Here is a 26,492-nt window from a genome sequence, read left to right as displayed (position 1 = left end):
GTTCTGTTTTTGAATATTTATTCATAAATTCAATTCCCTTTTCTCAAAATCGTCTCACGTAACCATTTGCTTATGGAAAATCATTGTGAGCGCATTTCCACATCAAACTCAAGGTTGACACAACATACGTGTGCGCTATTGACAGGCCATACGGTCTTATCCCAAGTAACATTAAAACTTTATGACTATGAAGGTATATGACGAAAAACACCTGAAGAACATCGTACTGCTGGGCGCCCCAAAAAGCGGCAAGACCCTGCTTGCCGAAGACATGATTTTTGAGGCGGGTATCACCCATCGCAGGGGCACAATCGAAGGACAGAATACCGTTTCTGATTTTCACGAGATAGAACACGAACGCGGCAACTCAATTTTTGCTACAGTTTTACACACCGAATGGCGTGATTATAAAATCAACATTATCGATACACCCGGCTTTGATGACTTTGTTGGTGAAATGGTTTCGGCCTTGCGCGTGGCCGATACATGTGTAGTCGTGATCAACGCCCAGCAAGGCGTAGAGGTAAGCACTGAATTGATCTGGAATTATGCCGACCAGTTTAGTAAGCCGGTCATCTTTGCCATTAACCAGGTTGACCATCCGAAATCGAATTTTGATCAGGCACTTGAATCCCTGAAGCAATCTTTCGGCAATGCCGTAACCCAAATGCAATACCCGGTAAATCAAGGCGAAGGATTTAACGCCATCATTGATTTACTGAAAATGGTGATGTATAAATTTCCGGCAGAAGGTGGCAAGCCCGAAAAACTTCCTATCCCAGATAGCGAAAAAGAAAAAGCCAATCGTCTGCACAATGAACTCGTAGAAAAAGCTGCTGAGAATGATGAGAAATTAATGGAGAAATATTTTGAACAAGGCACGTTGGATGAGGATGAAATGCGTGCCGGGCTAAAACTCGGCATGATCCACCACGATGTGTTCCCTGTTTTTGTCATGTCAGCCAAAAAAAATATGGGCAGCGGTCGCATGATGGGTTTTATCGATAACGTTGCGCCCTCACCGCTGGAGGCAAAACCTGAAACTACAATCGATGGAAAAGAAATTGCTTTTGATTCAACCCAACCAACGGCACTCTTCGTGTTTAAGACACACCTTGAACCTAACCTTGGAAAACTTACCTTCTTCAAAGTAATTTCCGGAGAGGTCACCTCATCTTCCGAACTGATCAACAGCCAAACAGGTGCGGTAGAAAAATTCCACCAACTCTTTATAATGGACGGAAAAACACGAAACCCTGTCGATAAGCTTGTGGCCGGTGACATCGGTGCCACACTAAAACTTAAAGACACCTATACCAACCAAACCCTGCGCGCCAAAGGATTTGACATTACCATAAAACCGATTGAATACCCCGAGCCTCGCATACGGACAGCCGTTGTGGCACAAAGTAAAGGTGACGATGAAAAAATTGGTGAGGTGCTGAATAAAATACACCAGGAAGATCCAACGGTTGAAGTTGGTTACTCCCGTGAACTCAGGCAACTGATTATTGCCGCACAAGGCGAAATGCACCTGGCCGTTTGTAAATGGTTTTTGGAAAATGTTTACAAACTACATGTTGATTTCATTGCCCCGCGCATTTCGTATCGCGAAACCATTCGCAAACCGGCACAGGCCATGTACCGTCATAAAAAACAATCGGGTGGTGCCGGGCAGTTTGGTGAGGTGCACCTGAAAATCGAACCCTATGCTGAAGGGATGCCTGAACCCACAGAATTTTCCGTACGGGGCAAAGAAGTAATCGACCTGGAATGGGGCGGTAAGTTGGTATTCTATAATTGTATCGTGGGGGGTGTAATCGATACGCGGTTTATCCCTTCCATACAAAAGGGCATTATGGAAAAAATGGAGCAAGGCCCTGTTACAAATTCCTACGTACGCGATGTGCGCGTAATGGTGTACGATGGCAAAATGCACCCGGTAGACTCAAACGATATTTCCTTTAAAATTGCCGGCATGATGGCCTTTAAAGAAGCCTTTATGAATGCCGAACCTACCCTGTTGGAACCTATCTATGATCTTGAAATTCTGGTACCTGAAGAAATTATGGGTGAAGTTATGGGAGACTTGCAAACGCGAAGATCCATGATTATGGGAATAGACTCGAAAGGTAAATACCAGGTAATTAAAGCGCGTACGCCCTTAGCCGAATTGGATAGATACTCAACAACCTTACGTTCATTGTCGCAAGGGCGGGCCAGCTTTACGCAACGCTTTGCCGAGTTTGCACAAGTGCCGTTTGAAATACAGCAGAAGCTGGCGAAAGAACTGCATGAAGTAGAACTGGCGTGAGCTACACTTTTCGATAGCCGCTCATCGCAAACCAACTGGACGGGGTAAGCAAATTGATTAACTTTACGCAAAATTTGACTACCCCACATTGAGCAACGCTATAGTTATAATCCCTACGTATAACGAACGGGAAAACATCGGGTTAATGGTTAACGCGGTGTTTTCCCTTGATCGCCCCGTAGATATTTTAGTGGTTGACGATAATTCCCCTGACGGCACCGCACAACTGGTTGAAGACCTGCAAAAAAAATATAACCAGTTAACTACACGCCTGCATTTACTAAAGCGGCAAGGCAAACAAGGACTCGGTACAGCCTATATAGCCGGCTTTCACTATGCCCTCGAAAAGGGTTATGCCTTTGTTTTGGAAATGGATGCTGATTTTTCGCATGACCCCAAAGACCTCTTGCGGTTGATTGAGGCTTGTGAAACCGAAAATTACGATATGGCCATTGGTTCGCGTTACGTCACCGGGGTAAATGTAGTGAACTGGCCCATGGGGCGCGTACTGCTTTCGTGGTTTGCCAGTTGGTACGTTCGCCTTATTACCTCCATGCCCGTGCACGATACCACGGCAGGATTCATTTGCTACCGTAGAAAAGTACTGGAGACCATTCCCCTGCAGGAAATTAAATTTGTAGGGTATGCGTTTCAGATTGAGTTGAAATTCAAAACGTGGAAATACGGTTTCAGGCTTAAAGAAGTACCGATAATCTTTACCGAACGCACCCGCGGACAATCGAAAATGTCGGCCGGCATTTTTAAAGAAGCCTTTTTTGGTGTCTTGCAATTGGAGGTACAAAGCTGGTTTAAAAAATACCGTAAACTGCGAGCATGAAGAGGCTAAAGATTCTGCTGCGGATTTCAATACCGCTCATCGTAGCTTACTTATTGCTTATGATCCCCGATGGCGAGTCGCCATCCTTTCTTGTTGCCGAATCAGAACCCTTTGTCTGGAATATGGACGGGCATTGGAAAAGTCTTGAGGCAGAATTCACAAGTTTAAAAACCCGTTACCGTTCATTTGTGGATTCGCTCGAGTACACCAGACGAACTTCAGTAAACATTCTTTTTACACAACTGGAAAAAGACGACTCAATAAAGTTCAATGACAATCGACTCAAGCAGTTATTAATTGAATTTTTTGAATGGTCGGCCGTGGTGGCTGCCTCCGGTCAATCAAAAGAATACCTCGAACAATACACTACTATCAGGCATTTTATCAAACGACAATCCCGGTACTGGAATGTAAATGATCCTGCACAGCGTGCAACACTCTATTCATTACTCTATGGTATGCGGGCAGCCATAGAAGAAGTGTTACTACAAGCGGATACTGTGAACTTCAATCCTGTTCAATACGTAACAATCGAACCTTCTGTAACACCCTCCGCAACCCTACAAGGCATTACGGTGCATAGTGGCGACTTGTTTGTTTCGCGTGGTGGGGCTGAAGTATCTGCTTTTATTTCGCGTGGCAACGACTACCCGGGAAATTTTTCGCATGTAGCACTGCTGCATGTTGACGAAACGGGTAAGGCCAGTTTCATTGAAGCACACATTGAAAAAGGTGTAGCCATTGCCACGGCAGAAGAATACCTGGGAGATAAAAAACTACGCTTTATGGTTTTACGGCCCCGGGCTGATTTACCGCAATTGATCAACAACCCTATGCTTCCGCACCATGTTGCAAAAACTGCACTGGACGAGACTAACCGCAGGCATATCCCCTACGATTTTAAAATGGATTTTTACGATTCCTCAGCCATGTTTTGTTCGGAAGTTGGCTCTTTTGCCTACCAAAAACATGGGCTAAAATTATGGCGGGCTGAATCAACCATTTCTTCGCCTGGCACAGCAAAATGGCTTAACACCTTTGGCGTTGAAAATTTTGTTACCCAAATGCCCTCTGACCTCGAGTACGATCCGCAACTTTCCATAGTCGCGGAATGGAGTGACCCGGAAACACTTATGAAAGATCATATAGACAATGCCGTTATGGATGCCTTGCTGGAGCGCGCCAATGCCGGCATGGATATTTCCTACAACCCATTTCTATTACCGCTTGCCCGAATAGTAAAAGGCTATTCCATTTTACAGAACAAGTTGGGCAAGCCGGGCATTATCCCGGAAGGCATGAACGCCACCCGGGCGTTGAAGAATAATTCGTTTGTTGACATCTATCAAAAAGTAAAAATCCCTACGGAACAAAAAATTGCAGCGTTCATTGAAAAGAACGGGTACCGACCACCCTACTGGCAAAAGGTGGAGTTTGCACAAGAATCCTTTCCGCATTAATCAAACCGGATAGCCTTTATCGGGTTAACCCGGGCTATGATGGCCGTGGGTAAAAGCAACACTACAGAAACCACAAAAAAGGTAAGCACATTAAGGATGACTACCATCTCCCAATGCCAGCTAATGGGCACAAAACTCATGTAGTAGTCTTGTGGGTTAAGGGAAACAATTTTAAACCGATCCTGGATAAAACACAAACCCAGGCCAATGAAATTACCCAGCAACAATCCTTTTAGTATTAAACCCACACCATTGTAAACAAAAATACTTCTGATCAGGCGGTCGTGAGCGCCCAGGGCTTTTAACATGCCAATCATTTGGGTGCGCTCCATCACCAATATTAAAATGATAGAGATCATATTAACACATACAACCGCCAGTATCACACCCAGCAATATATTTACTTGCCTGCTTAAGAGGTGAAGCCACTCAAATACCTGGATATACTTGTCGTTTACCGAAACAATGTTTAGATCAAAATCTATCCTCTCCCCTATGGCATATCCAACATCATCAATTTTATTATTATCCCGAACAAAAACTTCAATGCCCCCCGCCACACTGTCAGCCCATTCATTCAGGCGGGCAATCATCCGGAGGTCGCCAATCACCATTTTACCATCAAAATATTCGGAAAGGTTTGTTTCATAGATGCCTACGACTTTTAACCTCCTGAAGCGGGGTGGGTTCTGAAAAAAATGGATCACCACCTGGTCATCCAGGTTGGCTTTGATTTTATTCGCAATCGTTTTGCTGAGTACAACTTCATTGGCATAACCGCTGTCGGGCAAATGGATAAACCTGCCCAGTACCATATTGGATTGAAAGGTGGTTGTATCATAACTTTTGCCTACTCCTTTTACCACAACACCCAGCACTTCGTCATCAGTTTTAATCAACCCGGCTTTGTGTGCATATTCCTGAACATGCCTTACCCCGGGATAAGCTTGCGGGTTATTGTATATATCGATGTTGGTTAACATGGGCGTTTCCTCCATCGAATTATTCATGGTAAACTTAGTAATCAGCAAATTGCCACTAAAGCTGTAAATTTTGTTTTTGACGGTGTCCTGGAATCCCCGCATCACCAAAAAGGCAACAATTGCGGCACCCAACCCAATACCAATGCTGGCAACCGCTATTTTATAAATTGTTGCTGCAAAACCTTCTTTGGTTTGTCGACTTATCCGTTTGGATATGAAGTATGAGAGGTTCAACTTTGGTAAAATATTTTAAACCGTGGGCAAGATAAAGTTTTTACTCTTTCTTTTAATAGCCTTTCAATGCGGCAACAAGCCGCAAGCTGTTTCCGTGCCATCTGCCTCAAATATCGCGGTCGAAAAGGCCGATGTTATTACCGGGGCGCAGCAGCTTAACCTGCTTTTACCAACTATCGGATCGCAGCGTATAGGCATTGTAGTCAACCATACTTCCTTAATCGGTAAAACACACCTGGTCGATTCCCTGAAATCGCGTGGTGCAAACCTCGTTAAAATTTTTGCGCCCGAACATGGCTTTCGCGGAACAGTTGAGGCTGGTGAAGAGATAAAAGACGGCTATGATAGCAAGACGGGATTGCCCGTAGTATCGCTGTACGGCAACAACAAAAAACCAACACCCGAACAACTCGGTGATATTGATTTGATAATCTTCGACATTCAGGATGTTGGCGTGCGTTTCTATACCTACATCAGCACACTTCACTATGTGATGGAAGCGTGTGCCGAAAATAACAAGAAGCTAATCGTGCTTGACCGGCCCAACCCCAATGGGAGTTATGTTGATGGACCCATAATGGAAAAGCAGCACATGTCATTTGTTGGGATGCACCCCATTCCCATTGTACATGGCCTTACCATGGGAGAACTGGCGAACATGATTAATGGTGAGCGCTGGCTTGGAGAAAATAAGAAATGCAGCCTTGAAGTAATTACACTAAAAAACTGGAAACACAGTGACACCTACTCCTTACCGGTGAGACCCTCACCTAACCTGCCTAATGATCAGGCGATTAAACTTTATCCATCGATATGTTTATTTGAAGGCACGGTGATCAGCTTAGGCAGGGGAACCCAAATGCCCTTTCAGATTATTGGCCATCCTGAACTAAAAAATATGCCGTTTCAATTCACACCGGTAAGCATTGAGGGTATGTCGAAAAATCCACCGTTGGAAAATAAATTGTGCTATGGGTTAGACTTACAACACGTAAACGTTAAACCTTATATTGACTTAAGCTACCTGATTAGTTTTTACAGGGCTTTTCCGGATAAGGATAAATTCTTTAACAACTACTTTGAAAAACTTGCGGGCACCTCAAAACTCCGTGAGCAAATCCGTCAGGGTCTTGATGAAACGCAGATCAGGGAGAGCTGGCAAGATGAATTGAACCATTTCAAAGAACTTAGAATAAAATATCTTTTGTATAAGTAGCCACGAGCTGCGAGCTACGAGTTTAGGGTAGTAATACAAAGCTTGAAGCTCGCAACTTGTAGCTTGGAGCTTTATAACCCATGACCAAATCCGAAAAAGTAAAAGACATACTCAGGCTGTTGGATAAATACATTCCGGAAGCACCGGTACCGCTCCATCATAAAGATGCCTACACCTTATTGATTTCTGTTTTGCTTTCCGCTCAATGCACGGATGAACGTGTGAACAAAACCACCCCGCATTTATTTAAGCTGGCGGATAATCCGTACGACATGATCAAACTTTCAGTGGAAGAGATCAGAGAAATTATTAAGCCCTGTGGATTATCGCCTATGAAATCAAAAGGGATTTACGGTCTTTCAAAAATCCTGGTAGAAAAATACAACGGTGAAGTTCCTGCCTCTTTTGAAGCCCTGGAAGAACTTCCGGCTGTTGGACATAAAACAGCATCCGTAGTAATGACCCAATGGTTTGGCATACCCGCCTTTCCGGTTGACACACACATTCACCGGCTTGCCTACCGCTGGGGACTTTCCAATGGAAAAAGTGTTGAACAAACTGAGAAAGATCTAAAGCGATTAATTCCGGAGAATAAATGGAACAAAGCACACCTGCAGATTATCTATTACGGTAGAAAGTTTTGCCCGGCCCGTGGGCATAACTGGAAGGAATGCCCCATCTGCTTGAAATATATGCGAAGGGCTTTGAGGGATTAAATACTTGTTAGTTTTGCGTTGATTACGATCAGAAATTAATGAACATCTTAAAAATCATATTCATGGGCACCCCCGAATTTGCTGTGCCCAGCCTTGAAATACTGGTTGAAAATAAATTCAACGTTGTAGCTGTAATTACAGCACCCGATAAACCCCAGGGACGTGGACAAAAAATTAGCTTCTCGCCTGTAAAGGAATGTGCACTTAAACATAATATTCCGGTACTTCAACCAACCAACTTAAAGTCACCACAGTTTTTAGAAGAACTGAAAAGCTACCAAGGCAACCTGCAGATCGTTGTTGCGTTTCGCATGTTACCCGAAGTAGTCTGGTCAATGCCTGAATTTGGTACTTTTAATTTACATGCTTCCCTCCTGCCTCAATACCGTGGCGCTGCACCCATCAATTGGGCCATTATAAACGGAGAGAAGGAAACCGGGGTCACCACATTTTTTCTCAAACATGAAATCGATACGGGCAGCATCATCTTCCAGGAAAGCGAACCCATTTATGCTTCAGACGATGCCGGGTTGCTATATGAAAGATTAATGAAAAAGGGTGCCTGGCTTGTGCTGAAAACGGTACAAGCAATAACTGACGGGAATTATCCATCACAGCCGCAGCCTGAATCGGTTCCGATCAAACACGCTCCGAAAATTTTTAAGGAAACGTGTCAGATAAACTGGAATCAAACCGCTGAACACATTCATAATTTTATTCGTGGATTAAGTCCGTACCCCGGGGCCTGGACTTTATTAAATAATACAACCTATAAAATCTTCAGCACTGAAATTGTAAATGATTTGGAAATTATTCCGGGACAATGGAAGACCGACAATAAAACGTATTTTTATGTTGGTACTTCAAAAGGTTCAATTTCTATAAAACAACTTCAACCCGAGGGAAAAAAACGGATGACAATTGAAGAGTTTTTCAGGGGAAATAAAATTTAAGATATGAACAAAACCATACTGTTGATTCTCTTCCTGTTCCCAGTTGCCGCGAATGCACAACTTCGCAAATACGATTGGTGGCTGGCCGGAACAGCCGAGCGCGCAGACTTCCAAGGTTTCCGTGCTTACAACGCAATTGGCATACGCGGAGAGGTTATGCTTACCAAGGTATGGGGAATTGAAACCGGGCTTGCCGGTGGGCAGGATTATTTTCACCTCAACCCGGGAACGGTGGTAGCGCCAATGTTGATACTTTTTTTAGCAATTTCTAATGGTAGCGAAAGTGAGGGAAGCCTGGGAGGTCTTGCTTTACTGCTTCTTTCCATAGCCTCTATGGCCGAACATTCAAACTTTCACATACCGTTAGGTGGTGGCGTAGAAGTTGTGCCATTCTTTAGCTTAATCCGATACCGTTACATGTACGATATGCAGTTATCCCCGGCAGGCGGACACAATTATGCTTCATGGTCGGTAGGCTCAAAGCTTAGTTTTATAAGCAGCAAAAACTGGCTGGTAAATGCAAGTATAGAGCGCAGCCAGTTGTATTACCCGGGAAGACCCTATGGGATTCACGCAGGTATTAATATCGGATATATTTTCAGGAGCAAGTCTGAATCAAAATTTTTAAAGTAACCCAATCTTTTTTCAATACGGTAAATGACTATCTCTATTATTGCAGCACTCACTCAAAACCGCGTAATCGGAAAGAACAATGACCTGCCCTGGCACCTGCCCGATGATATGAAGTACTTTATGCAAACCACCAAGGGGCACCCCGTAATTATGGGAAGAAAAAATTACAAGTCCATTCCTGAAAAATTCAGGCCGCTTCCCAACCGCACGAACATTGTTGTTACACGCCAGAAAAATTTCACTGCTCCAGGCTGTTTGGTCACGCATTCGTTGAATGAAGCACTTGATGCTGCGGCATCGGCTGGGAGCGATGAAATATTTATTATTGGTGGTGCCGAGATTTACCGCGAAGGCATGCATAAGGCAAACAAACTTTACCTAACCGAAATAAAGGGAACTATAGAAGGCGATACATTCTTTCCGACATACGACAGCAGTCAGTGGAATGAAATATCGCGTCTCCATCACCCGGCTGACGTCCGGCACCGTTTTGCGTTTGACTTTGTTGTGTATGAAAAACCGAACTAACCCGTGTGCTCTATGGAATCGCATAAAAAAATATTAGGCATCCTGTACATTATTTCCGGAATGCTTCAACTTTTCATATTCGGTTTGTTAGCCACATTTTTGGCTTCCTTATTTCCCTTTCTTGCAAATGAAGCTGGCCCTGATGGCGCGTGGGCGTTGGAGTGGTTGGGGGCATTTATACCCATTTTATTATGGGGACTTATTATCCTCTTTGCGGTGCCGTCCATCATCGGAGGTATTGGTATGCTCCAGCAAAAGTCGTGGGCGCTTACCTTGTTGTTAATAATGGGGTGCTTCAAATTATTTTCATTCCCGGTAGGTACCGCGCTTGGCGTTTATACCATTTGGGTGTATGCCGAATGCAACAAAAAATAATCTAATCACTAACTTTCTTCATGACTAAACTCAAAAACAAAGTAATCTGGATAACGGGAGCCTCCTCCGGCATTGGCGAAGCGCTTACGTACGAACTGGCCAAACGCGGGAATAAACTTATCTTATCCTCGCGTAGAAAAGAGGAATTGGAACGTGTGAAAGGAAACTGCCCGGCCCAGGCGCAAGCCGATATCCGAATCCTTCCACTTGACCTCGGCCAGCCCGAAACACTTCAATTATCTGCACAGGCAGCCATTCAAATGTTTGGCCACGTGGATGTGCTGGTGAACAATGGTGGCATCAGTCAGCGTAGTTTGGCCAAAGACACCATACTGGATGTTGACCGCAGGGTAATGGAAGTAGACTACTTTGGGCAGATCGCGTTAACCAAAAATCTTATCCCACACTTTATTGAACGTAAGCGAGGCCACTATGTAACGATCACCAGCATTACCGGAAAAGTGGGTACACCGTACCGCACCGGTTACTCGGCTGCCAAGCACGCCTTACACGGTTTTTTTGATGCGTTGCGTGCTGAACTCTGGAATGAAAGCCCGACAATTTATGTAACACTGGTATGCCCGGGGTGGATCAGGACAAATGTTTCGATCAATGCACTCGTAGGCGATGGCTCCATAAACCATAAAATGGACCCTACTACTGCGGCCGGGCTTCCGCCCGAAGTACTTGCCGTAAAAATGGTTCGCGCCATCGAAGCAAAGAAGAATGAAGTGTACATTGCAGGTTTGAAAGAAACTACAGCAGTTTATTTGAAACGCCTGTTCCCTGGTTTATTGGCGAGCATAATTCGTAAAGCACAGGTGCGTTAAGCTTCCTTATTTCGTGCATGGAAATCCTTAACGCTGCCTTTCTCATTTTCATAGGGTTCATCTCGGGCTTCCTGAATACCGTGGCCGGTGGGGGCTCCCTCATCAGCTTACCGGTTTTGATTTTTATGGGCTTGCCTGGTTCAGTGGCCAATGCCACCAGCCGTGTGGCCATACTTGCCCAAAATATTTTTGCCGTTACCGGCTTCAACAGCAAAGGTATTAAGCTTCCGTTTCCGTATAGCCTGTACCTTGGCCTTGCATCGCTTGCCGGAGGATTTGTTGGTGCTAAACTGGCCGTTGATATCAGCGACTCGCTGTTCAATCGCATACTCGCCATAATTATGGTGCTGGTGGTAATAAGCATTGTGGTTGAACCGAGAACCAAAAAAGCCGATCAGCCCGAACGACTTGGCGTAAAACACCAGGTGTTTGGTGTACTGGCCTTTTTTCTATTGGGTGTTTATGGCGGATTCATCCAGGCGGGCATTGGCTTTTTGGTAATTGCCGTGCTTACCAACATTAACCACTTTGGGCTTGTAAAAACAAATTATGTTAAAGTGTTTGCTGCCATTGTGTACACAGGCGTAGCCATCGTAGTTTTTGCTATTGAAGGAAAAATTGAATGGCTTATGGGGCTTACCCTTGCCGTAGGCCAGGGATTTGGAGGTTGGTATGCCAGCCGTTGGAGTGTAGACAAAGGTGAAGTTTGGATAAAACGCGTACTGGTGGTTACTGTTATTGGTTTGGCTGTTAAACTTTGGTTTTTCTGATGGTTGATATTACCCTGCTTACAGATGCACGCTATGTTAATCCGGTCAATCCGGATTGGTACAAACAAAATATTCTGGATGATGATAAACGGGTGCGCGATGCATTGGAAAAAAGGGGGCTGACCGTTGCACGCACCAACTGGGACAACCCGGCATACGACTGGTCGCAAACGCATTTCGCAGTTTTTCGTACCACATGGGATTACTTCGATCGCTTTCAAGAATTTTCAACATGGTTAGACCGCATAAGTAAACAAACAAAACTCATCAACCCATTACCGTTGGTGCGTTGGAATATCGATAAGCATTACCTTCATGATCTGGAGCTGCACGGTATTCGAATTCCACCAACCGTATTCATTAAACCAAGAACCTCCAAATCACTAACTGAAATTGTTGAGCAAACCGGCTGGACGGACTGCATACTAAAACCAGCCATTTCCGGAGCAGCCCGTCATACTTACAGACTGAATGCTTCAACTTTGACCGATCATGAAATGATTTTTCGGAAGTTAATTACACATGAATCCATGCTTATTCAGGAATTTCAAAAGCCCGTGCTGGAAAAAGGTGAGGTAGCCTATATGTTATTTGGTGGAAAATACAGTCATGCCGTGCTAAAAAAAGCCAAGCCCGGTGACTTTCGTGTACAGGACGACTTTGGCGGAACCGTGCATGAGTACATACCCACCCAAAAAGAAATTGAGTTTGCCGAACGCGCAGTAGCCTACTGTAACCCTGCGCCTGCGTACGCCCGTGTAGATGCTATTTGGGATAACCATGGACAACTTTGCGTTTCCGAGCTTGAGTTGATTGAACCGGAACTTTGGTTCAGGAAACACCCGCCTGCAGCAGAAATGTTTGCAGAGGTGTTGGGTAGATTACTTTAAAGTCAGGCACGCTTTTTTAAGCGCAAATGGTATATTGGAAATATATTCAATGAATATACCCCGGTGTTGTGCACCATGCGAATTGCGGGCTTCGCAATGGGTGACAACATTGAATTCATAAACCGTTTTTCAATCGTAGTTTTCGGCAGACACGCTTTCTATTCCATTCATCTCCACTGCCATCGCGCGACAATAAAGTTTCAAAATTATGTTTGCTGACTGCGAGACAATGTCGGCTTCGGTAGACGGCTCCGCGACTGTATCAAAAGACAAATTAAGACACGTGTGCGCAGACGGTCTTCGGTTTGATAATCAAAATTATCGTCCGCAGATAGTTTAGGCTTTTGCCCGCGCGCACGTGTTGACACCGCACATCTGTCTACTTCGGGCGACAAGGACTTGGTTTCATGATAACGTTTGGTGACGGTAGACAAACCCGTTTCTTTATAACGTTCGACAGAATGCACGGTGCACAACACTGTGCATATTGCATGGCGGGGGACGCTTGGCTAATTCGCGCTTCTCTCCTATCTTCGTTCTGCAACGGTGGACATTGCGCATTTCATAAACGCCACGCAATATGCACCCACGTTGGCGGTCAGGCTGTAACGACATTCAGGACTACGGACAAACAGACAATGAAAAAAGTAATTTGGATAGGATTAACTTTAACGACAATAATTTTATTATCAATGGGACTATTTAGTTTCTTAAAAAAATCACCGACAACGACTGACCCGTACAAGGACAGCGCTACGAATTTGATTTATAACTTGTTGTTCTGTGACAACATTGAGTTATTTAAAGCAAACACTCAGACACCGCACACTTATCCGTTTGACATTTTATTCTCAGAGACAAGTACAATTGAGGACTATCAAAAAATTATAAACGACCCAAATTCGGACTCAAGACTAAGAGTGCTCGCTTACAACGGACAACTTGTAAAGGGACACAAATCAGAGAAAAAAGAATTACTGGGAGTAATAATTGAAGTTGGACTTGATGACGGACTTGACGTTTTAGCTTCATTCAGTGACGGGACGGCTCGATACATTAATCAGACTGGTAAAATGATTATTTGGGAGACGACTGACGAAACTTCAAATAAATTAACGAGTGACTTATTTACAAAGAGTCAAGAAATTGTAAAACAGATTGGCCCTTGGGACAAACCGAGACGGCCACATCCGACAAAAGGAACAGTGAGAATTACATTTTTAGTTTCAGACGGACTTTATTTTGGTGAAGGACCAATGGACATTCTTTCCAACGACCCATTAGCAAGTCCAGCATTGACAAGTGGGACGGAATTGATGCAGTATTTGATGAAGAAAGTGGAGAACAGCCCGAACCGCTAACAAAGTGCATAATCAATGGCGGGTTCAGTGTAAATTTGTAGTTTAGTTTTTCAAAATACGTTTGGTGTCGTGGGACAGTGACGCGCTTCGAACACCCGCCACTGCTTATGCACAAACGTTAGCGGTCAGGCTAAATCACAACCAACAATAAAGATGAAAGAGATATTAATGCAATTTTTATCCCAGTTCAAGGAACTGTCTCCAGACCAAGTCCAAGAACTGTCGCGACTCATGACCACCATAGAAGCCAAAAAAAATGAGACTTTGGTCAAAGATGGTCAGTTGTGCAACTTGTGTTATTTTGTGCTTAGGGGTTGTTTGAGACAATATGTAATCATAGATGGAGCCGAAAAAACCATTTCGATCTACACCGAAAACCAAGCCGTAAACTATTACACCAACCAAGGCACGCAAAACAAATCTGACAGCTACCTTACCTGTATCGAAGACTCCATTTTATTGGTCGGAAACCCGGCAAATGATGCAAAATTGTTTTCAAACTACCCTGTATTAGCAGAGATAACAAGAAAAATGATAGAGTCTGATTTTGGAAAAACTCAAAATACACTTGCAAAGTTTATCACTTCTACACCCGAACAACGATATTTGAATCTGCTCAACGAAAAACCCGCACTTTTGCAACGAGTACCACAGCATATTATTGCCAGCTATTTAGGCATGACACCAGAGTCTTTGAGTAGGATAAGAAAACGCCTTATAAAAAATAAATGAGCTGAGCATTGACTTGCACCTCCCTATTTCCTCTCTTTTTAGCCTGTATTTATGTAGCGATGAGCTTCTGGTATGTTATACACTGTATATATTCTATTCATGCCTGGATTATAAAACCCCGTTTCAAATAAATTCTTCAAAAACATAATTTGAGATATACTTTCCAGGGCACAATCTAGTCCGACTGTACTTTTAGAACATCCCATTTTTCATTTTTATGACTATTAGAATAAAAATTATGGTTCTCTTCTTTACCAAGTAAGTTTTTCGCTCGGTTTCTTAAATCAATATTCCCAAATTAACACGTTGTACTCAGTAGGAATTTGAACCCCTTTAAAATTATTGGTCAGTCCATAAAGGATTATAAGTGTCAAAAAAATTCCAAAGGTCAGAATAAACTTTGATTGTTGATTTGGTGTAAAGCCAAATAGATTTTTTTGCATTTTGGTGCTATGGATAGCTGAAATATGTCCAAAGAAGAAAATGATTGCCAGTGAATAATAAGGTATAAAAAACAAGTTGATCGGAAAACTATTCAGTCCTGCCACACCAAAGTAAAAGTTGGTGTCAATATGCAACAAAAGCCGTCCTGCAAAAACAGCACTCAGGTGAATCACAAAAAAAACGGCTAAATAAAGTCCGGACCAAACATGCATTTTCTCAAATACTAGTTGGGCAACTTTTCTTTTGGCTTTAAATAGTCTTAGCCCTGAATAAATTTGTATGGCAACTGCTAGAAGCAAAATTATCTCCACAAAAATGTTTCGATATACAGATCGAAAAGTTGCCATTACTTCAATGTGCTTGTCTGCACCGACAATGCTAACGCAGTGATTAAATAAATGCAGCCCAACAAAAAGTGCAATTATCAGTCCTGAAATGTGATGCATTTTTCTAAGGTTCATATTTTCTTTAAATTTTTGATTTCCTTTGAATGATGTTGCGGTGATATCTTAGTAACAGATTACTTTATTTCTTAAATTATTCCGATGCACAGTTGTTTCATTAATGCTTGTCAAAATATATAGTAACGCCAAAAGCATTGCACCTGGCAATAAGTATACAGCGACAAACACAATTCAAAGTTTCCTAAGACTGTAAAGGCCTGGAATTATTTCAACACCATCTTCTGCAAAAGTTGATTTTATTTCCAAGAAGGCAGCAATTGAAGCAAAATAAAATCCATTCCACTCTTAAAACTCGTGCTGTTTTCTACAAACGCATCTTTCCAAGCACAACAATATGAACTACCTCAAATAAAATCCATATAAAACCATGTCACACAGCTTTATTGTTCTTTAATCCTTCCTCCTTTAAGAATCATCCACAATGCAAACAGGATTTCTCCTAATATCTGGGGCACAATAAATACAGGCTGTATTAAAGCCGTGAAGGCTACGGGATTTGCAGTAAATAATAATCCAACATTTAGTAACATATAACCAATACCAGCAATGATTAATAGCGATTTAATAGTGTAATTAACCCATTTTTTACCGCCTTCATTATTAAAAAGTATCCCTAATGCTACGAGATGAATTCCAAAAGCAATAAGACCAAGTGACCAAAATTTATTGAACATTGCTACATTACCTAACATATGATAGCCTATGCCAACACCAAAAATTGCGGAATAAATTAACCGCAAATAACCAGTTGCTTTTGCAAGTTTCGGTTTCTCGTTTCTATAGTATCTAATAATCCCAATTGAAATTAATACATCAAGAAACAAAATAGCTACTAGACCTATACTCGCAGTAGATGTTCCCAAAACAGGGATAGAAATACCCGCTAATAGGGCCATTAAAATAATTGCTCCACCTTTGAGGATTGCTCCTTTCCGTCTTGATTTTTTATGATTTAAAGCATCTTGGATAGTGTTGAGAGTTTCCTTTTTTTCAAAAACCTCATTTAGAGACAAATATGAAGTTGTATTAATAATTTTTATTTTTTTATCTAAATTCAGTTTTCTTAAATTCTCCACTTTATTTTCGTGACGATGATTCTGCTCGATTAAATTAGATAGAAAGAAATCGTGTGAATCAATTTCCTTATTTGATGCTAATAAATCTAATTCTACGACACCTAAACCTTCAAAATGGTTATCCACGAAATTTGGACGTGATATTTTTTCCCGTTTAGACTTACTTCCTGTGTTTAAAGCAAATGCCTTACGTATTTTAAAAGTGCTAATTCCACTTTTGTACTTCTTGCTTTTGGTCACTTTTCCTGAGCCAAAAGATGGGCAGCCGACATTACTTGGAGTAGCACATGAGGACAAAATGAGTACTGCGAAAGTTATTACGATTTTTGTACTCCTGAATATTCTCTTCATTAAGAGTATTAATTATTTTCACAAAGGTACCTTTGCAAAAAATTCCATTCATTGACTTAAGATAAGAAATGTATATGGAGGAAAATGACTAACAAAAAAGCCCGAACCGCTAACACGGATTTTGCGTCAGGCGGGGTGACGTGCAAACTTGGAGCTTTGTGCTTCTATTCAAGTTCAGTGCAGGTTGACAGTTTTGTGCTCCTCTGCCTGTGTGACGCAGTCAGGCAGGGAAACCCGCCACTACGCCAAGCCGAAAAACGTTAGCGGCAAGTGTAACAAATACGACAGCGAAACATAATTTGAAGTGAAGATTATAATTACAATACTCGGACTTTTAAACGGTGGCTTCATGCTACTTGACGGAATATTTGTAACAGTTAAGGTGAAATACATTGGACCTGAAAAACCTGGGCCTTGGGCTGAGATTTTCTATAAAATGAATGTTAATGTTTTTAAACTTGGGTGGCTTTTTATTTTGTATGGAATACTTTGGCTTATTTGGATTTATGCTTTATGGACAAACAAAGATTGGACTTATTTATTTGGACTAACAATCAGTATTTTAACAATGTGGTATTTGCCTGTGGGGGCATTGATTTCTGTTGTAGTTTTAGCAACACTTTTATTTTGGCGACATAAAATCGGGGCCATGAAAGTATTTATCATTGACTTTTCAACCGACACGGAAATCGAAAAACGAATTTCAAACGACATAGAAATTCATAGAGAAAGTATTGACGGTGGACGGGCTTACAAGTCAATTAGCGAGATAATGCCTGACCTAATATTGGTAAACTATAATAAAAAACCAAGTCACGGATTACAAACAGCAATATCAGTAAGACAAAGAAAAAAGACTTCAGAAATACCAATAATATTTATAAACAACGGCAAAAAATATGATGAGAAAGCGGACGAAATTGGGGATGTAATAACGTATGACCATATCGAAACCTACATTCATAAGACAAGAAACACCAGCCGCTAACACGGGTTTGCTTCAGGCGGGGTGACGTGCAAACTTGGAGTTTTGTGCTTCTATTCAAACAGCGCCAAGCCGCAAACCGTTGGTAGCAAGTGTAACAAACAATCGTAACCAAACTAAATAATGCAAAACAAACTATTTGACTTTATCTCAAAATACATTTCCCTGACAGAAGAAGAAGAGAAAGCTATCTTTTCTTTGGACATATTTCGCTCCGTAAAAAAAGGCACGATTTTATTGCGCGAAGGACAAAAATCAAAAGAAAGCTACTTTGTACTTAATGGATGTATCAGAACATATTTCATAGTGGACGGTGAAGAAAAAACAACCGCGTTCTATACAGAAATGGAGGCTTTGACTCCTCCGTGTGTGATAAGCCAAACTCCCTCTGAGTATTATGTAAGTTGTTTAGAGGACACTATTCTCGTTGCTTCAAATTCCGATATGGAAGCCGAAATGAACAGTAAATTTCCAAAGTTTGAGATTATGTGCAGAAAACTCTCAGAAGAACTATTGGCAAAAGAAAGGATAGATTTTGACGAGTTCAAAACATCTTCTCCCGAACAGCGATACCTGAATTTATTGCATAAACGCCCCGACCTTATTCAACGAGTGCCACAACACCAGTTAGCAAGCTATCTTGGCATAACACCGCAATCATTAAGCAGACTTAGGGCAAGAATTATGGAAAAAAGCAAGGGCTAATTTCGTTTCTTAACTTAGGTGAACGAATTATTGTAGGTCGCCAATCTACTTTTGCAGTATCGTTTAACAAGTAAAAAATACAGATATGCAAAAGAAATTTTTTTGGATTGGACTTGCCTTTGTTTTGGCTAGCAGTTTACAAGTGAATGCTCAATATTCCAAAACAGACAGCACCTACAAAAAGTGGTTTATTGGGACTTCTTTATTTGTTCTACTAGGTAATTTTGACAAAGAAAACCCACCCAATTTTGCTCAATTAGATATAGGTTATCGGATTACAGGAAAAGATGTAATTAGATTATCTCCGAAAACCTGGAAATATGCCTGGCCCAATGGTATTCACCCATTTTTAAACAAAGCCTACAAAAAGCCTGAGGAAAAATTTCCCGGGTATGTCCGTGAGATAGGTATAACAATGTCATACCAACGATTTTTATGGAAAGGTTTATATGCCCAATTAGACGTAATGCCCACCTGGCAAATTTTTGTGAATGACAATGGCAACAAAATAAAAGACGGTTTTCAGATTTTCAATTCTTACCGTTTTGGTTATCACATCAAACTCTTTAAAGACAAATTTTTCTTCCAACCCTCAATATGTGTAACCCACCGTGCTTATCATACAGAATTACCCGCTGGGTTTAAGGAGTTAGATGATAAGTGGTCTAAGTTTGTCTTTCCTGAACCGGGGTTTAATATTGGATTTAATTTTTAACAAAAATGAAAGCAGCCATTTGCACAAAATATGGCTCACCTGAGGTAATAACCATTCAGGAAGTATCCAAGCCGATTTCTGCCAAACATCAAATCCTTGTCAAAGTGATGGCAACGGCTGTCAATTCGGGTGATGTACGTACAAGAAGCCTTGATGCAAAGGGGATTTTGAAATTTTTGATGAGGATAGTTTTAGGTTGGTCAAAGCCAAGAAAATCAATTCTGGGAACGGTGTTTTCTGGCGTAGTTGAAAGTATCGGTAGCCACGTTACAAAATTCAAAGCAGGTGATAAAGTCTTCGGCATGACGGGTTTTCAATTTGGCACCCATGCAGAGTATATAGTCGTCAATGAAAAAAGCCATACGCTGCCAATACCAATAAATGCAGGTTTTGAGGAAGCGGCAGCTATTATTTTTGGCGGGCAAACCGCAATCTATTATTTACATAAAGCTAAAATCAATCAAAAACAGCAACCAAAGATGATGATTTTAGGGGCTACGGGTTCGGTAGGTGTTGCTGCCGTACAAATCGCTCAATATTACAAGGCTAAGGTAACTGCCGTTTGCAGTTCGGAAGGTAAGGAATTGATAAAAGATTTGGCAGCTGACAGCATTTTGCTTTATGACAAAGTAGATATTGCTCAATGCACAGAAAAATTTGATATTGTTTTTGATGCCATTGGAAAGTATCATAAAAAACAATACAAGCGTCTATTGAATGAAAACGGTGCTCACATAAGTGTAAGCTCAGGCTATGCTTCTGAAAGCCTTGAACAATTACAACTGTTGAAAAAACTTTTTGAGCTTGGACACCTAAAAGCGGTTATAGACAAAACCTTTTCGTTGGATCAAATAAGGGAAGCCCACGGCTATGTAGATACAGGACATAAAAAAGGTAATGTGGTAATAAAATTTAATTAAAAATACAGTAGTTAGTAGTTATCGTAAAGCGATAGTACTTTAACATGAAGGATAAAGAAATGAAAAAGAAGATAATAACTTTCATCTTACTACTCAGTTCAGTCTTTGCGTTTGGACAGGTAAATTATGTATCGGACAAAGAGAAGATTCAAGGCGTGATTACCGACTTTATGGAAAGCATAAAAACGAAGGATAGCTTAAAATTTTATAGCCTTTTTCATGAAGAGCCTGTCTTGTGGTTAGGCATTGCAAAAGAAAAATCTTATCTGGCAGATTTAAAGCATAACCCAAATGTAAAAGAATACTTTACCAGCTCTTACAAAAGGTTTTTTAAGAGTATTTCAGATAGCAATAATGTTTACGAGGAAAAATTTTATAATATTCAGATTGTAGAAGACGGCAGCATAGCAGATGTTAGTTTTGATTACTCCTTTTGGAAAAATAATAATAAACAAAATTGGGGCAAAGAAAGCTGGGGGTTAATTAAAACAGACAATCAGTGGAAGATTTGTAGTGTGCTATTCTCTTATGAATATGAAACTATTCACCCACAAGATCCTGAAGTTGAAACAAATAGAAATAATAGCCAATTGGTTAAGCAAATGGCTAATGAACTTTTGAATATTGCACAGCTACCGGGGTTATCAATAGCCATTCGTAAAAAAAACGAAATAATCTTTGCTGAAGGATTTGGCTACGCTGATTTAGAGAAAAAAACACCTGTAACTGCTAACACACAATTCAGGGCTGCTTCCACTTCAAAAGTGATAACCGTAACAGGCTTAGCCAAAATGATGCAAGATGGTATAATAGACATTGAAGCGGAAGTTCAAAAATATGTTCCTCATTACCCTTTGAAGGCATATCCCATTACCTTAAAACAGCTTGCAGGCAATATATCAGGAATGCCCCATTACCTCAATACTGATAAACTTGAGGACAAGTTTTATTCAAACACCAAAGATGCGTTAGGCGTTTTTTCGCATCACCCACTACTTTTCAAACCACAAACCAAATACAGTTATTCGTCTGCTGGTTTTGTGTTATTATCTGCGGCAATGGAAGCTGCTTCGGGGATAAATTTTATAAGCTATTTACAAGATAAAGTCTTTAACCCATTAGGCATGAAAAGCACAGAGCCTGATATGAGAAAGTACAAAGTGATGCCACATTTAACTACATACTATGAGAAAAAAAACGATGCCTATGTTGCCATTTTAAATCCCCGAGAGATGAGTTCTATTTGGGCAGCAGGCGGATTTGTAACTACACCCACAGATTTGGTAAATATGACCAAAGCATACTCCAATGGGTACCTCAAAAGCAATACAGTTAGAAAGATGTTTGAAAGCCAAACTTTGTTATCGGGCGAAAAAACAAATGTGGGCATTGGTTGGCGTATAGGTATGGATATGGAAGGAAGAAATATCCTTGAACATGCCGGAGTTACAGAGGGCACAAGGTCGGTTATCAGTTACTTTCCTGATGAGGATATAGCTGTATCTGTTATGACAAATACAGAATGGGTAAGCTCAATTGAAGAAACAGCCCATATGTTTGTATTACCCTTTCTGAAAAACAGTAAAAGTAACTCACAACTTGATGGAACCTACCCTATCAACGCACAACTTACACAAAACGGCAAAGAAAAAGCTTTTAAAGGTAACCTGTATTTTGAGAATGGAGTTGGAAAATTGACTTTAGGAAAAGACATTGTGTATTCAATTATCCATATAAGTGGAGATACGTATGCGCTCATCAGCAATCAAGGCATTTACTATTTGACAATAACGATAAATGAAAACAAGGTAATTAGTGCAAGAGCAACGATGTACAGAACACCCATGACAGAGACACCAGCAAACACAAAGCCCTTTATTACATTTACAAATGAATAAAAAACAACTAACCACCCACATGATAAAACACATAAGACAAATAATGAATACGCTGAGATGTGATAAGCTCATTCTGATAATTGTTATATTCTATGTAGTAATAAACCTGAGTTCATGCTCAGAAACTGACATTAAAGACAATGTAGAGATTATCAAAATGTATCAGAAAGACATTTCTATCAGAGAGTTAGATGCCAAAACAGACACCGTAAATCTGGAAGCGTATGATAAAGTGCATAGGGAAAGAGTGTTTGAACTACTTGCCGAAAATAAGGTGCAAACGCCCTTAGATAAGATGCGTGCAGCCTTGATATTACAACACACGGCTGCCAAAATTTGTGATGGAGAAGTGGCAAGTATGAGTCCTGAAAATTTTTTATTGGCCTATAAATTATCTTCAGCTTCACTGAAACAACTTCTTGAAAAGAACGATACGGCAACTGTAAGAAAAGAAAATATCAGACGAATGGTAGCTCTTAATTACGACAGGTATCTTTTATACACGTTAGGTTATCAAAAATTCGGGACTCAGTTTGTGTTTGATAACCAAACTAATGAGATGTTGCTGGCTCCCATTGATACTTCATTGTGCAGTGATGGGCAACGAATACAACACCAGGTAGAGCCATTACACATTTTGCTCAAAAAATATAAAATGAAGCCACTAGCAAAATAAAAAAGCATTTTTGATTACATAAAAAACTTCGCTACCTGTCTGGGGTTTGTAATACCCCCCTATAAGTTGGGCAGAATTATAAACCTGATGAAACAAGACCTGAAACTCTTGGCATTGGGGCTTGAAAAACTGAATAACGAATAATTCATTAAAGAGGCACTACCAACAGAATTTACCTGTCGGTAAGAAGACTTTATCAGGAAAGGCGTTAAAACTGCAATTACGATCACGTTTAGTTTGCACTACCATACCCGAAACCGTTTGCGGTTCAGAAAACAAAAGGCCACCCTATCACATTAGTTAAAATATACATTCAAATTGATATTTTAGCCGCATGAAAACCATAAACGAAATCAACTTCTCAGGCAAGCGTGCCCTTATCCGCGTAGACTTCAATGTACCGCTTGATAAAAGTTTTAACGTAACAGACGATAACCGCATTCGTGCTACCATACCTACCCTTAAAAAAATCCTTGGCGATGGCGGCAGTTGCATCCTGATGTCGCACCTGGGCCGCCCAAAAGAGGGGCCGGAAGAAAAATATTCCCTTAAGCATACCCTCAAAACCACCGAAGCACTACTCGGTAGGCCACTCAGGTTCGCCCCGGATTGTATAGGCGATGAAGCCTACACCTTGTCAGCATCGCTTAAGCCTGGAGAAGTATTGTTGCTTGAAAACCTGCGCTTCTATAAGCAAGAAGAAAAGGGCGATGTTGATTTTGCCAAAAAACTCGGCCAACATGGTAACGTTTATGTGAACGATGCTTTTGGTACAGCCCATCGGGCGCATGCCTCCACTACCATAGTTGCCCAATTCTTCCAGGAAAAATGTGCCGGTTACGTGATGGCCGCAGAACTGGACAATGCCAAACGGGTTCTGGAACATGCCGAAAAACCTTTTACCGCCATTATGGGCGGAGCAAAAATTTCGGATAAAATACTCATCATCGAACAACTGCTGGACAAAGTCGATCATTTGATTATTGGTGGCGGAATGGCCTATACTTTTTTTAAAGCCCTGGGCGGTGAAATTGGCAACAGCCTGGTAGAGGCCGATAAGCTTGACCTGGCAAAAGAACTCATCCAAAAAGCAAAAAGCAAAGGCGTTGAACTGCACCTGCCCATCGACTCGGTGGTGGCCGATAAATTTGATGCTCAGGCCAACACCCAGGTGGCCAACAACCACAACATTGAGACCGGATGGATGGGGCTTGACATTGGCCCACAGGCAACCAAAGTGTTTTCGAACGTTATTGCTTCGTCAAAAACCATTTTGTGGAATGGCCCTATGGGTGTTTTTGAAATGGAAAAGTTTGAAAACGGTACCAAAAAAATTGCTGAGGCTATCGTTGAGGCCACCGGCAAGGGAGCCTTCTCGCTGATTGGCGGGGGCGACTCCGCGGCTGCCATCAGCAAGTTTAACCTTACCGAAAAGGTAAGCTACGTTTCAACGGGTGGTGGTGCCTTGCTGGAATATTTTGAAGGAAAGGTGCTGCCGGGAGTAAAGGCGCTGGACTAAGCTATGTACGGGCGGGCTTAAAGGCTGTTTTTAACATCAAATTATTTTTATATTTGATTGGCTGATCAGCGCATGAACTGGCCTGCCGAAAATTTCAACTTAATTTCTTTGTATCATGAACATTTTTGTTGCCAAGCTCAATTTCAAAACCCGTACGGAAGATTTGCAAAATGCCTTTGCCCAATATGGTGAAGTTTCATCTGTTAAAATCGTCAAAGATCGCGACACCGGTCGCTCCAAAGGATATGGTTTTGTGGAAATGCCCAACGATGCCGAAGCACAAGCCGCCATTGATGGATTGAACGAAAAAGAACTGGATGGCCGCACCATTGTGGTAAAACCGGCCAATCCCAAATCGCCCGGTAATTAATGCCGGTAATTTTTATTGAAAATCAGTAACCCCGAAAACCTTCGGGGTTTATTTTTACCCTTAAGTTTACCCAATACAAATCACGTGACCACTTCAAAACGCATTGGCTTTTTTTTGGGCCCTTCCCTGTTCATCCTCTTATATTTCTTTTTCCCGGCCCACCTTATTTCACCGGCAGCACCTAAAGTGCTGGCGTTAGCGGCATGGATGCTTACCTGGTGGATTACGGAGGCTGCCCCTATACCGGTTACTGCGTTTTTACCGCTGGTAGGTTTTCCGTTGCTTGGTGTCATGAAGATCGGACAGTCAACCGCACCCTACGCCAACCCGGTAATCTTTTTGTTCATGGGCGGATTTATGATTGCGCTGGCGCTTGAGAAACACAAGCTGCATGAACGCATAGCCCTCAAGCTGATAAAACTTACCGGAACTTCCGGCAATGGAATTATCCTGGGTTTTATGTTGGCCTCCGCCCTGCTCAGCATGTGGATCAGCAATACCGCCACAGCTATGATGATGCTGCCGATAGCCGTTTCGGTTGTCCACCTTATTTTACATGATGTTAAAAACCTGAACGAACTTGATAACAAGCGGGAACGAAATTTCGCCATTGGGTTAATGCTCTCCATTGGATATGCCTGCTCACTGGGTGGAATGGCTACCATCATCGGCACACCCCCCAACGTTGTGTTTGTAGGCTTGCTAAATGATTTCTATGGGATTAAAATATCCTTCGCCCAATGGTTAATTGTCGGTTTTCCGGTAGCCACCATTCTTGTGCTCGCAAATTACGTTTTGGTAACCCGCGTGCTCTTTCCCAACAAACTCGAAAAAATAAAAGGTTCGGAAGAGTTAATTGCCAAACGGTTACAAGCCCTTGGCCCCATCCGAAAAGAAGAAAAGCTTGTGCTCATCATATTTTCACTTACTGCATTTTTATGGATGTTCCAGCAACCCATTAATGCCGTGCTAAAACTTGAACTGCTTAACGATACCATAGTGGCCATGTGCGGGGGGTTGCTGATGTTCATCGTTCCTGTTGATTTCAAAAAAGGTGAGTTTGTGCTGCACTGGTCCGATACTGAAAAACTGGCCTGGGGCATTCTGTTTCTTTTTGGCGGTGGATTGTGCCTGGCCGAGGGGTTGGATAAATCCGGGATTATACCGGCTGTCGGCCAGTGGATTGGCGGGCACAGTGAATTCTCCATCGGCCTTACCTTAATCCTTATTGTTATATCAGTTTACCTGTCGGAAGTGATGAGTAACGTAGCGTTGGTAAATGTGTTTGTTCCGGTGGTATTTGGCATTGCCAATGTAATGGAGGTTAACCCTATACTAATGGGCCTGCCGGTTACTTTGGGCGCCAGCATAGCGCTGATGTTCCCCATCGCCACGCCTCCCAATGCCATTGTATTTTCAAGCGGCTACATTCGGATTCAGGACATGGTACGGGCTGGCTTTTGGCTCAATATTGTTTCCATACTGATCATTTGGGTGTTTTCCATTACACTGGTAAACTGGCTATTCCTTTAAAAG

At 41.8% G+C, this 26,492-nt stretch carries 26 protein-coding genes; 23 read left to right on the top strand and 3 right to left on the bottom strand.

Annotated elements, in window-relative coordinates; translation table 11 throughout:
* Positions 1–187 precede the first annotated feature (187 nt).
* From KIT51_06645 to KIT51_06635, 3 genes are all read left to right on the top strand, one after another.
* Positions 188–2,314, top strand: coding sequence for an elongation factor G (locus KIT51_06645; protein UYN87925.1), 2,127 nt, complete (start codon positions 188–190; stop codon positions 2,312–2,314).
* An 88-nt stretch (positions 2,315–2,402) separates the two neighbouring features.
* Positions 2,403–3,152 (top strand): polyprenol monophosphomannose synthase, encoded by a 750-nt coding sequence (locus KIT51_06640; GenBank protein ID UYN87924.1) that lies wholly within the window; start codon positions 2,403–2,405, stop codon positions 3,150–3,152.
* Positions 3,149–4,612 (top strand): hypothetical protein, encoded by a 1,464-nt coding sequence (locus KIT51_06635; GenBank protein ID UYN87923.1) that lies wholly within the window; start codon positions 3,149–3,151, stop codon positions 4,610–4,612. Before KIT51_06640 ends, KIT51_06635 begins: the two co-directional genes overlap by 4 nt.
* Here KIT51_06635 and KIT51_06630 read toward each other — a convergent pair.
* Entirely contained in the window at positions 4,609–5,829 is a 1,221-nt protein-coding gene (locus KIT51_06630; GenBank protein ID UYN87922.1) for an ABC transporter permease, read from the bottom strand. The two genes, KIT51_06635 and KIT51_06630, sit on opposite strands and share 4 nt — an antisense overlap.
* A gap of 55 nt (positions 5,830–5,884) precedes the next feature.
* Here KIT51_06630 and KIT51_06625 point away from each other — a divergent pair, with 55 nt between their 5' ends.
* The 11 genes from KIT51_06625 (at position 5,885) to KIT51_06575 (ending at position 14,833) form a co-directional block, all read left to right on the top strand.
* Complete coding sequence (locus KIT51_06625) at positions 5,885–7,045, top strand: DUF1343 domain-containing protein (protein ID UYN88516.1); 1,161 nt, start codon at positions 5,885–5,887, stop codon at positions 7,043–7,045.
* An 80-nt stretch (positions 7,046–7,125) separates the two neighbouring features.
* A complete protein-coding gene (gene nth, locus KIT51_06620; protein UYN87921.1) occupies positions 7,126–7,761 on the top strand; it encodes an endonuclease III in 636 nt (211 codons plus the stop codon).
* A 38-nt stretch (positions 7,762–7,799) separates the two neighbouring features.
* Positions 7,800–8,714: a methionyl-tRNA formyltransferase gene (gene fmt, locus KIT51_06615; GenBank protein UYN87920.1), complete on the top strand. Its 915-nt coding sequence runs from the start codon at positions 7,800–7,802 to the stop codon at positions 8,712–8,714.
* A gap of 3 nt (positions 8,715–8,717) precedes the next feature.
* A complete protein-coding gene (locus tag KIT51_06610; protein ID UYN87919.1) occupies positions 8,718–9,347 on the top strand; it encodes a hypothetical protein in 630 nt (209 codons plus the stop codon).
* A 24-nt stretch (positions 9,348–9,371) separates the two neighbouring features.
* Positions 9,372–9,875, top strand: coding sequence for a dihydrofolate reductase (locus KIT51_06605; protein UYN87918.1), 504 nt, complete (start codon positions 9,372–9,374; stop codon positions 9,873–9,875).
* A gap of 12 nt (positions 9,876–9,887) precedes the next feature.
* Entirely contained in the window at positions 9,888–10,250 is a 363-nt protein-coding gene (locus KIT51_06600; GenBank protein UYN87917.1) for a hypothetical protein, read from the top strand.
* A gap of 20 nt (positions 10,251–10,270) precedes the next feature.
* Positions 10,271–11,080: an SDR family oxidoreductase gene (locus tag KIT51_06595; GenBank protein UYN87916.1), complete on the top strand. Its 810-nt coding sequence runs from the start codon at positions 10,271–10,273 to the stop codon at positions 11,078–11,080.
* Positions 11,081–11,097: 17 nt separating this feature from the next.
* Complete coding sequence (locus KIT51_06590) at positions 11,098–11,850, top strand: sulfite exporter TauE/SafE family protein (GenBank protein ID UYN87915.1); 753 nt, start codon at positions 11,098–11,100, stop codon at positions 11,848–11,850.
* Positions 11,850–12,740: a hypothetical protein gene (locus tag KIT51_06585; GenBank protein ID UYN87914.1), complete on the top strand. Its 891-nt coding sequence runs from the start codon at positions 11,850–11,852 to the stop codon at positions 12,738–12,740. The genes KIT51_06590 and KIT51_06585 overlap by 1 nt, the downstream gene beginning before the upstream one ends.
* A gap of 638 nt (positions 12,741–13,378) precedes the next feature.
* Entirely contained in the window at positions 13,379–14,101 is a 723-nt protein-coding gene (locus tag KIT51_06580) for a hypothetical protein (GenBank protein UYN87913.1), read from the top strand.
* 153 nt (positions 14,102–14,254) lie between these two features.
* On the top strand, positions 14,255–14,833 hold the full coding sequence (locus KIT51_06575) for a Crp/Fnr family transcriptional regulator (protein ID UYN87912.1): 579 nt from the start codon (positions 14,255–14,257) through the stop codon (positions 14,831–14,833).
* 284 nt (positions 14,834–15,117) lie between these two features.
* On the opposite strand, the gene KIT51_06570 is transcribed toward KIT51_06575, so the two are convergent.
* On the bottom strand, positions 15,118–15,738 hold the full coding sequence (locus KIT51_06570; protein UYN87911.1) for a hypothetical protein: 621 nt from the start codon (positions 15,736–15,738) through the stop codon (positions 15,118–15,120).
* A 383-nt stretch (positions 15,739–16,121) separates the two neighbouring features.
* Positions 16,122–17,168: a DUF4386 domain-containing protein gene (locus KIT51_06565; GenBank protein UYN87910.1), complete on the bottom strand. Its 1,047-nt coding sequence runs from the start codon at positions 17,166–17,168 to the stop codon at positions 16,122–16,124.
* Positions 17,169–17,517: 349 nt separating this feature from the next.
* On the opposite strand from KIT51_06565, the gene KIT51_06560 reads away from it, so the two are divergent.
* The 9 genes from KIT51_06560 to KIT51_06520 all read left to right on the top strand — a co-directional run bounded on the left by KIT51_06560 (position 17,518) and on the right by KIT51_06520 (position 26,489).
* Positions 17,518–18,156, top strand: coding sequence for a hypothetical protein (locus KIT51_06560; protein ID UYN87909.1), 639 nt, complete (start codon positions 17,518–17,520; stop codon positions 18,154–18,156).
* A 120-nt stretch (positions 18,157–18,276) separates the two neighbouring features.
* Positions 18,277–18,858, top strand: coding sequence for a Crp/Fnr family transcriptional regulator (locus KIT51_06555; protein ID UYN87908.1), 582 nt, complete (start codon positions 18,277–18,279; stop codon positions 18,856–18,858).
* Positions 18,859–18,943: 85 nt separating this feature from the next.
* On the top strand, positions 18,944–19,573 hold the full coding sequence (locus KIT51_06550) for a hypothetical protein (protein UYN87907.1): 630 nt from the start codon (positions 18,944–18,946) through the stop codon (positions 19,571–19,573).
* Positions 19,574–19,578: 5 nt separating this feature from the next.
* On the top strand, positions 19,579–20,493 hold the full coding sequence (locus tag KIT51_06545; GenBank protein ID UYN87906.1) for an NAD(P)-dependent alcohol dehydrogenase: 915 nt from the start codon (positions 19,579–19,581) through the stop codon (positions 20,491–20,493).
* 44 nt (positions 20,494–20,537) lie between these two features.
* The gene (locus tag KIT51_06540; protein ID UYN87905.1) at positions 20,538–22,391 is read left to right on the top strand and encodes a beta-lactamase family protein; all 1,854 of its coding nucleotides are present in this window, start codon (positions 20,538–20,540) and stop codon (positions 22,389–22,391) included.
* 19 nt (positions 22,392–22,410) lie between these two features.
* Positions 22,411–23,067 (top strand): hypothetical protein, encoded by a 657-nt coding sequence (locus tag KIT51_06535; protein UYN87904.1) that lies wholly within the window; start codon positions 22,411–22,413, stop codon positions 23,065–23,067.
* A 334-nt stretch (positions 23,068–23,401) separates the two neighbouring features.
* The gene (locus KIT51_06530) at positions 23,402–24,586 is read left to right on the top strand and encodes a phosphoglycerate kinase (protein UYN87903.1); all 1,185 of its coding nucleotides are present in this window, start codon (positions 23,402–23,404) and stop codon (positions 24,584–24,586) included.
* 115 nt (positions 24,587–24,701) lie between these two features.
* Entirely contained in the window at positions 24,702–24,956 is a 255-nt protein-coding gene (locus KIT51_06525; protein UYN87902.1) for an RNA-binding protein, read from the top strand.
* An 84-nt stretch (positions 24,957–25,040) separates the two neighbouring features.
* Positions 25,041–26,489, top strand: coding sequence for a DASS family sodium-coupled anion symporter (locus KIT51_06520; GenBank protein ID UYN87901.1), 1,449 nt, complete (start codon positions 25,041–25,043; stop codon positions 26,487–26,489).
* Positions 26,490–26,492 lie beyond the last annotated feature (3 nt).

The sequence above is a fragment of the Cyclobacteriaceae bacterium genome (assembly GCA_025808415.1).
GTDB lineage: Bacteria > Bacteroidota > Bacteroidia > Cytophagales > Cyclobacteriaceae > UBA2336.
Note: the sequence above shows the minus strand (reverse complement) of the source record. Positions and strands in the feature narration are given on the sequence as shown.

Bases quoted from the DNA above. Each gene is read 5' to 3' on its own strand.
- KIT51_06595 (UYN87916.1), top strand. From the start codon at position 10,271: ATGACTAAACTCAAAAACAAAGTAATCTGGATAACGGGAGCCTCCTCC.
- KIT51_06545 (UYN87906.1), top strand. From the start codon at position 19,579: ATGAAAGCAGCCATTTGCACAAAATATGGCTCACCTGAGGTAATAACC.
- KIT51_06645 (UYN87925.1), top strand. From the start codon at position 188: ATGAAGGTATATGACGAAAAACACCTGAAGAACATCGTACTGCTGGGC.
- KIT51_06605 (UYN87918.1), top strand. From the start codon at position 9,372: ATGACTATCTCTATTATTGCAGCACTCACTCAAAACCGCGTAATCGGA.
- KIT51_06575 (UYN87912.1), top strand. From the start codon at position 14,255: ATGAAAGAGATATTAATGCAATTTTTATCCCAGTTCAAGGAACTGTCT.
- KIT51_06610 (UYN87919.1), top strand. From the start codon at position 8,718: ATGAACAAAACCATACTGTTGATTCTCTTCCTGTTCCCAGTTGCCGCG.
- KIT51_06525 (UYN87902.1), top strand. From the start codon at position 24,702: ATGAACATTTTTGTTGCCAAGCTCAATTTCAAAACCCGTACGGAAGAT.
- KIT51_06590 (UYN87915.1), top strand. From the start codon at position 11,098: ATGGAAATCCTTAACGCTGCCTTTCTCATTTTCATAGGGTTCATCTCG.
- KIT51_06565 (UYN87910.1), bottom strand. From the start codon at position 17,168: ATGAAGAGAATATTCAGGAGTACAAAAATCGTAATAACTTTCGCAGTA.
- KIT51_06635 (UYN87923.1), top strand. From the start codon at position 3,149: ATGAAGAGGCTAAAGATTCTGCTGCGGATTTCAATACCGCTCATCGTA.
- KIT51_06600 (UYN87917.1), top strand. From the start codon at position 9,888: ATGGAATCGCATAAAAAAATATTAGGCATCCTGTACATTATTTCCGGA.
- KIT51_06535 (UYN87904.1), top strand. From the start codon at position 22,411: ATGATAAAACACATAAGACAAATAATGAATACGCTGAGATGTGATAAG.
- KIT51_06560 (UYN87909.1), top strand. From the start codon at position 17,518: ATGCTACTTGACGGAATATTTGTAACAGTTAAGGTGAAATACATTGGA.
- fmt (UYN87920.1), top strand. From the start codon at position 7,800: ATGAACATCTTAAAAATCATATTCATGGGCACCCCCGAATTTGCTGTG.
- KIT51_06555 (UYN87908.1), top strand. From the start codon at position 18,277: ATGCAAAACAAACTATTTGACTTTATCTCAAAATACATTTCCCTGACA.
- KIT51_06585 (UYN87914.1), top strand. From the start codon at position 11,850: ATGGTTGATATTACCCTGCTTACAGATGCACGCTATGTTAATCCGGTC.
- KIT51_06530 (UYN87903.1), top strand. From the start codon at position 23,402: ATGAAAACCATAAACGAAATCAACTTCTCAGGCAAGCGTGCCCTTATC.
- KIT51_06540 (UYN87905.1), top strand. From the start codon at position 20,538: ATGAAGGATAAAGAAATGAAAAAGAAGATAATAACTTTCATCTTACTA.
- nth (UYN87921.1), top strand. From the start codon at position 7,126: ATGACCAAATCCGAAAAAGTAAAAGACATACTCAGGCTGTTGGATAAA.
- KIT51_06580 (UYN87913.1), top strand. From the start codon at position 13,379: ATGAAAAAAGTAATTTGGATAGGATTAACTTTAACGACAATAATTTTA.
- KIT51_06570 (UYN87911.1), bottom strand. From the start codon at position 15,738: ATGAACCTTAGAAAAATGCATCACATTTCAGGACTGATAATTGCACTT.
- KIT51_06550 (UYN87907.1), top strand. From the start codon at position 18,944: ATGCAAAAGAAATTTTTTTGGATTGGACTTGCCTTTGTTTTGGCTAGC.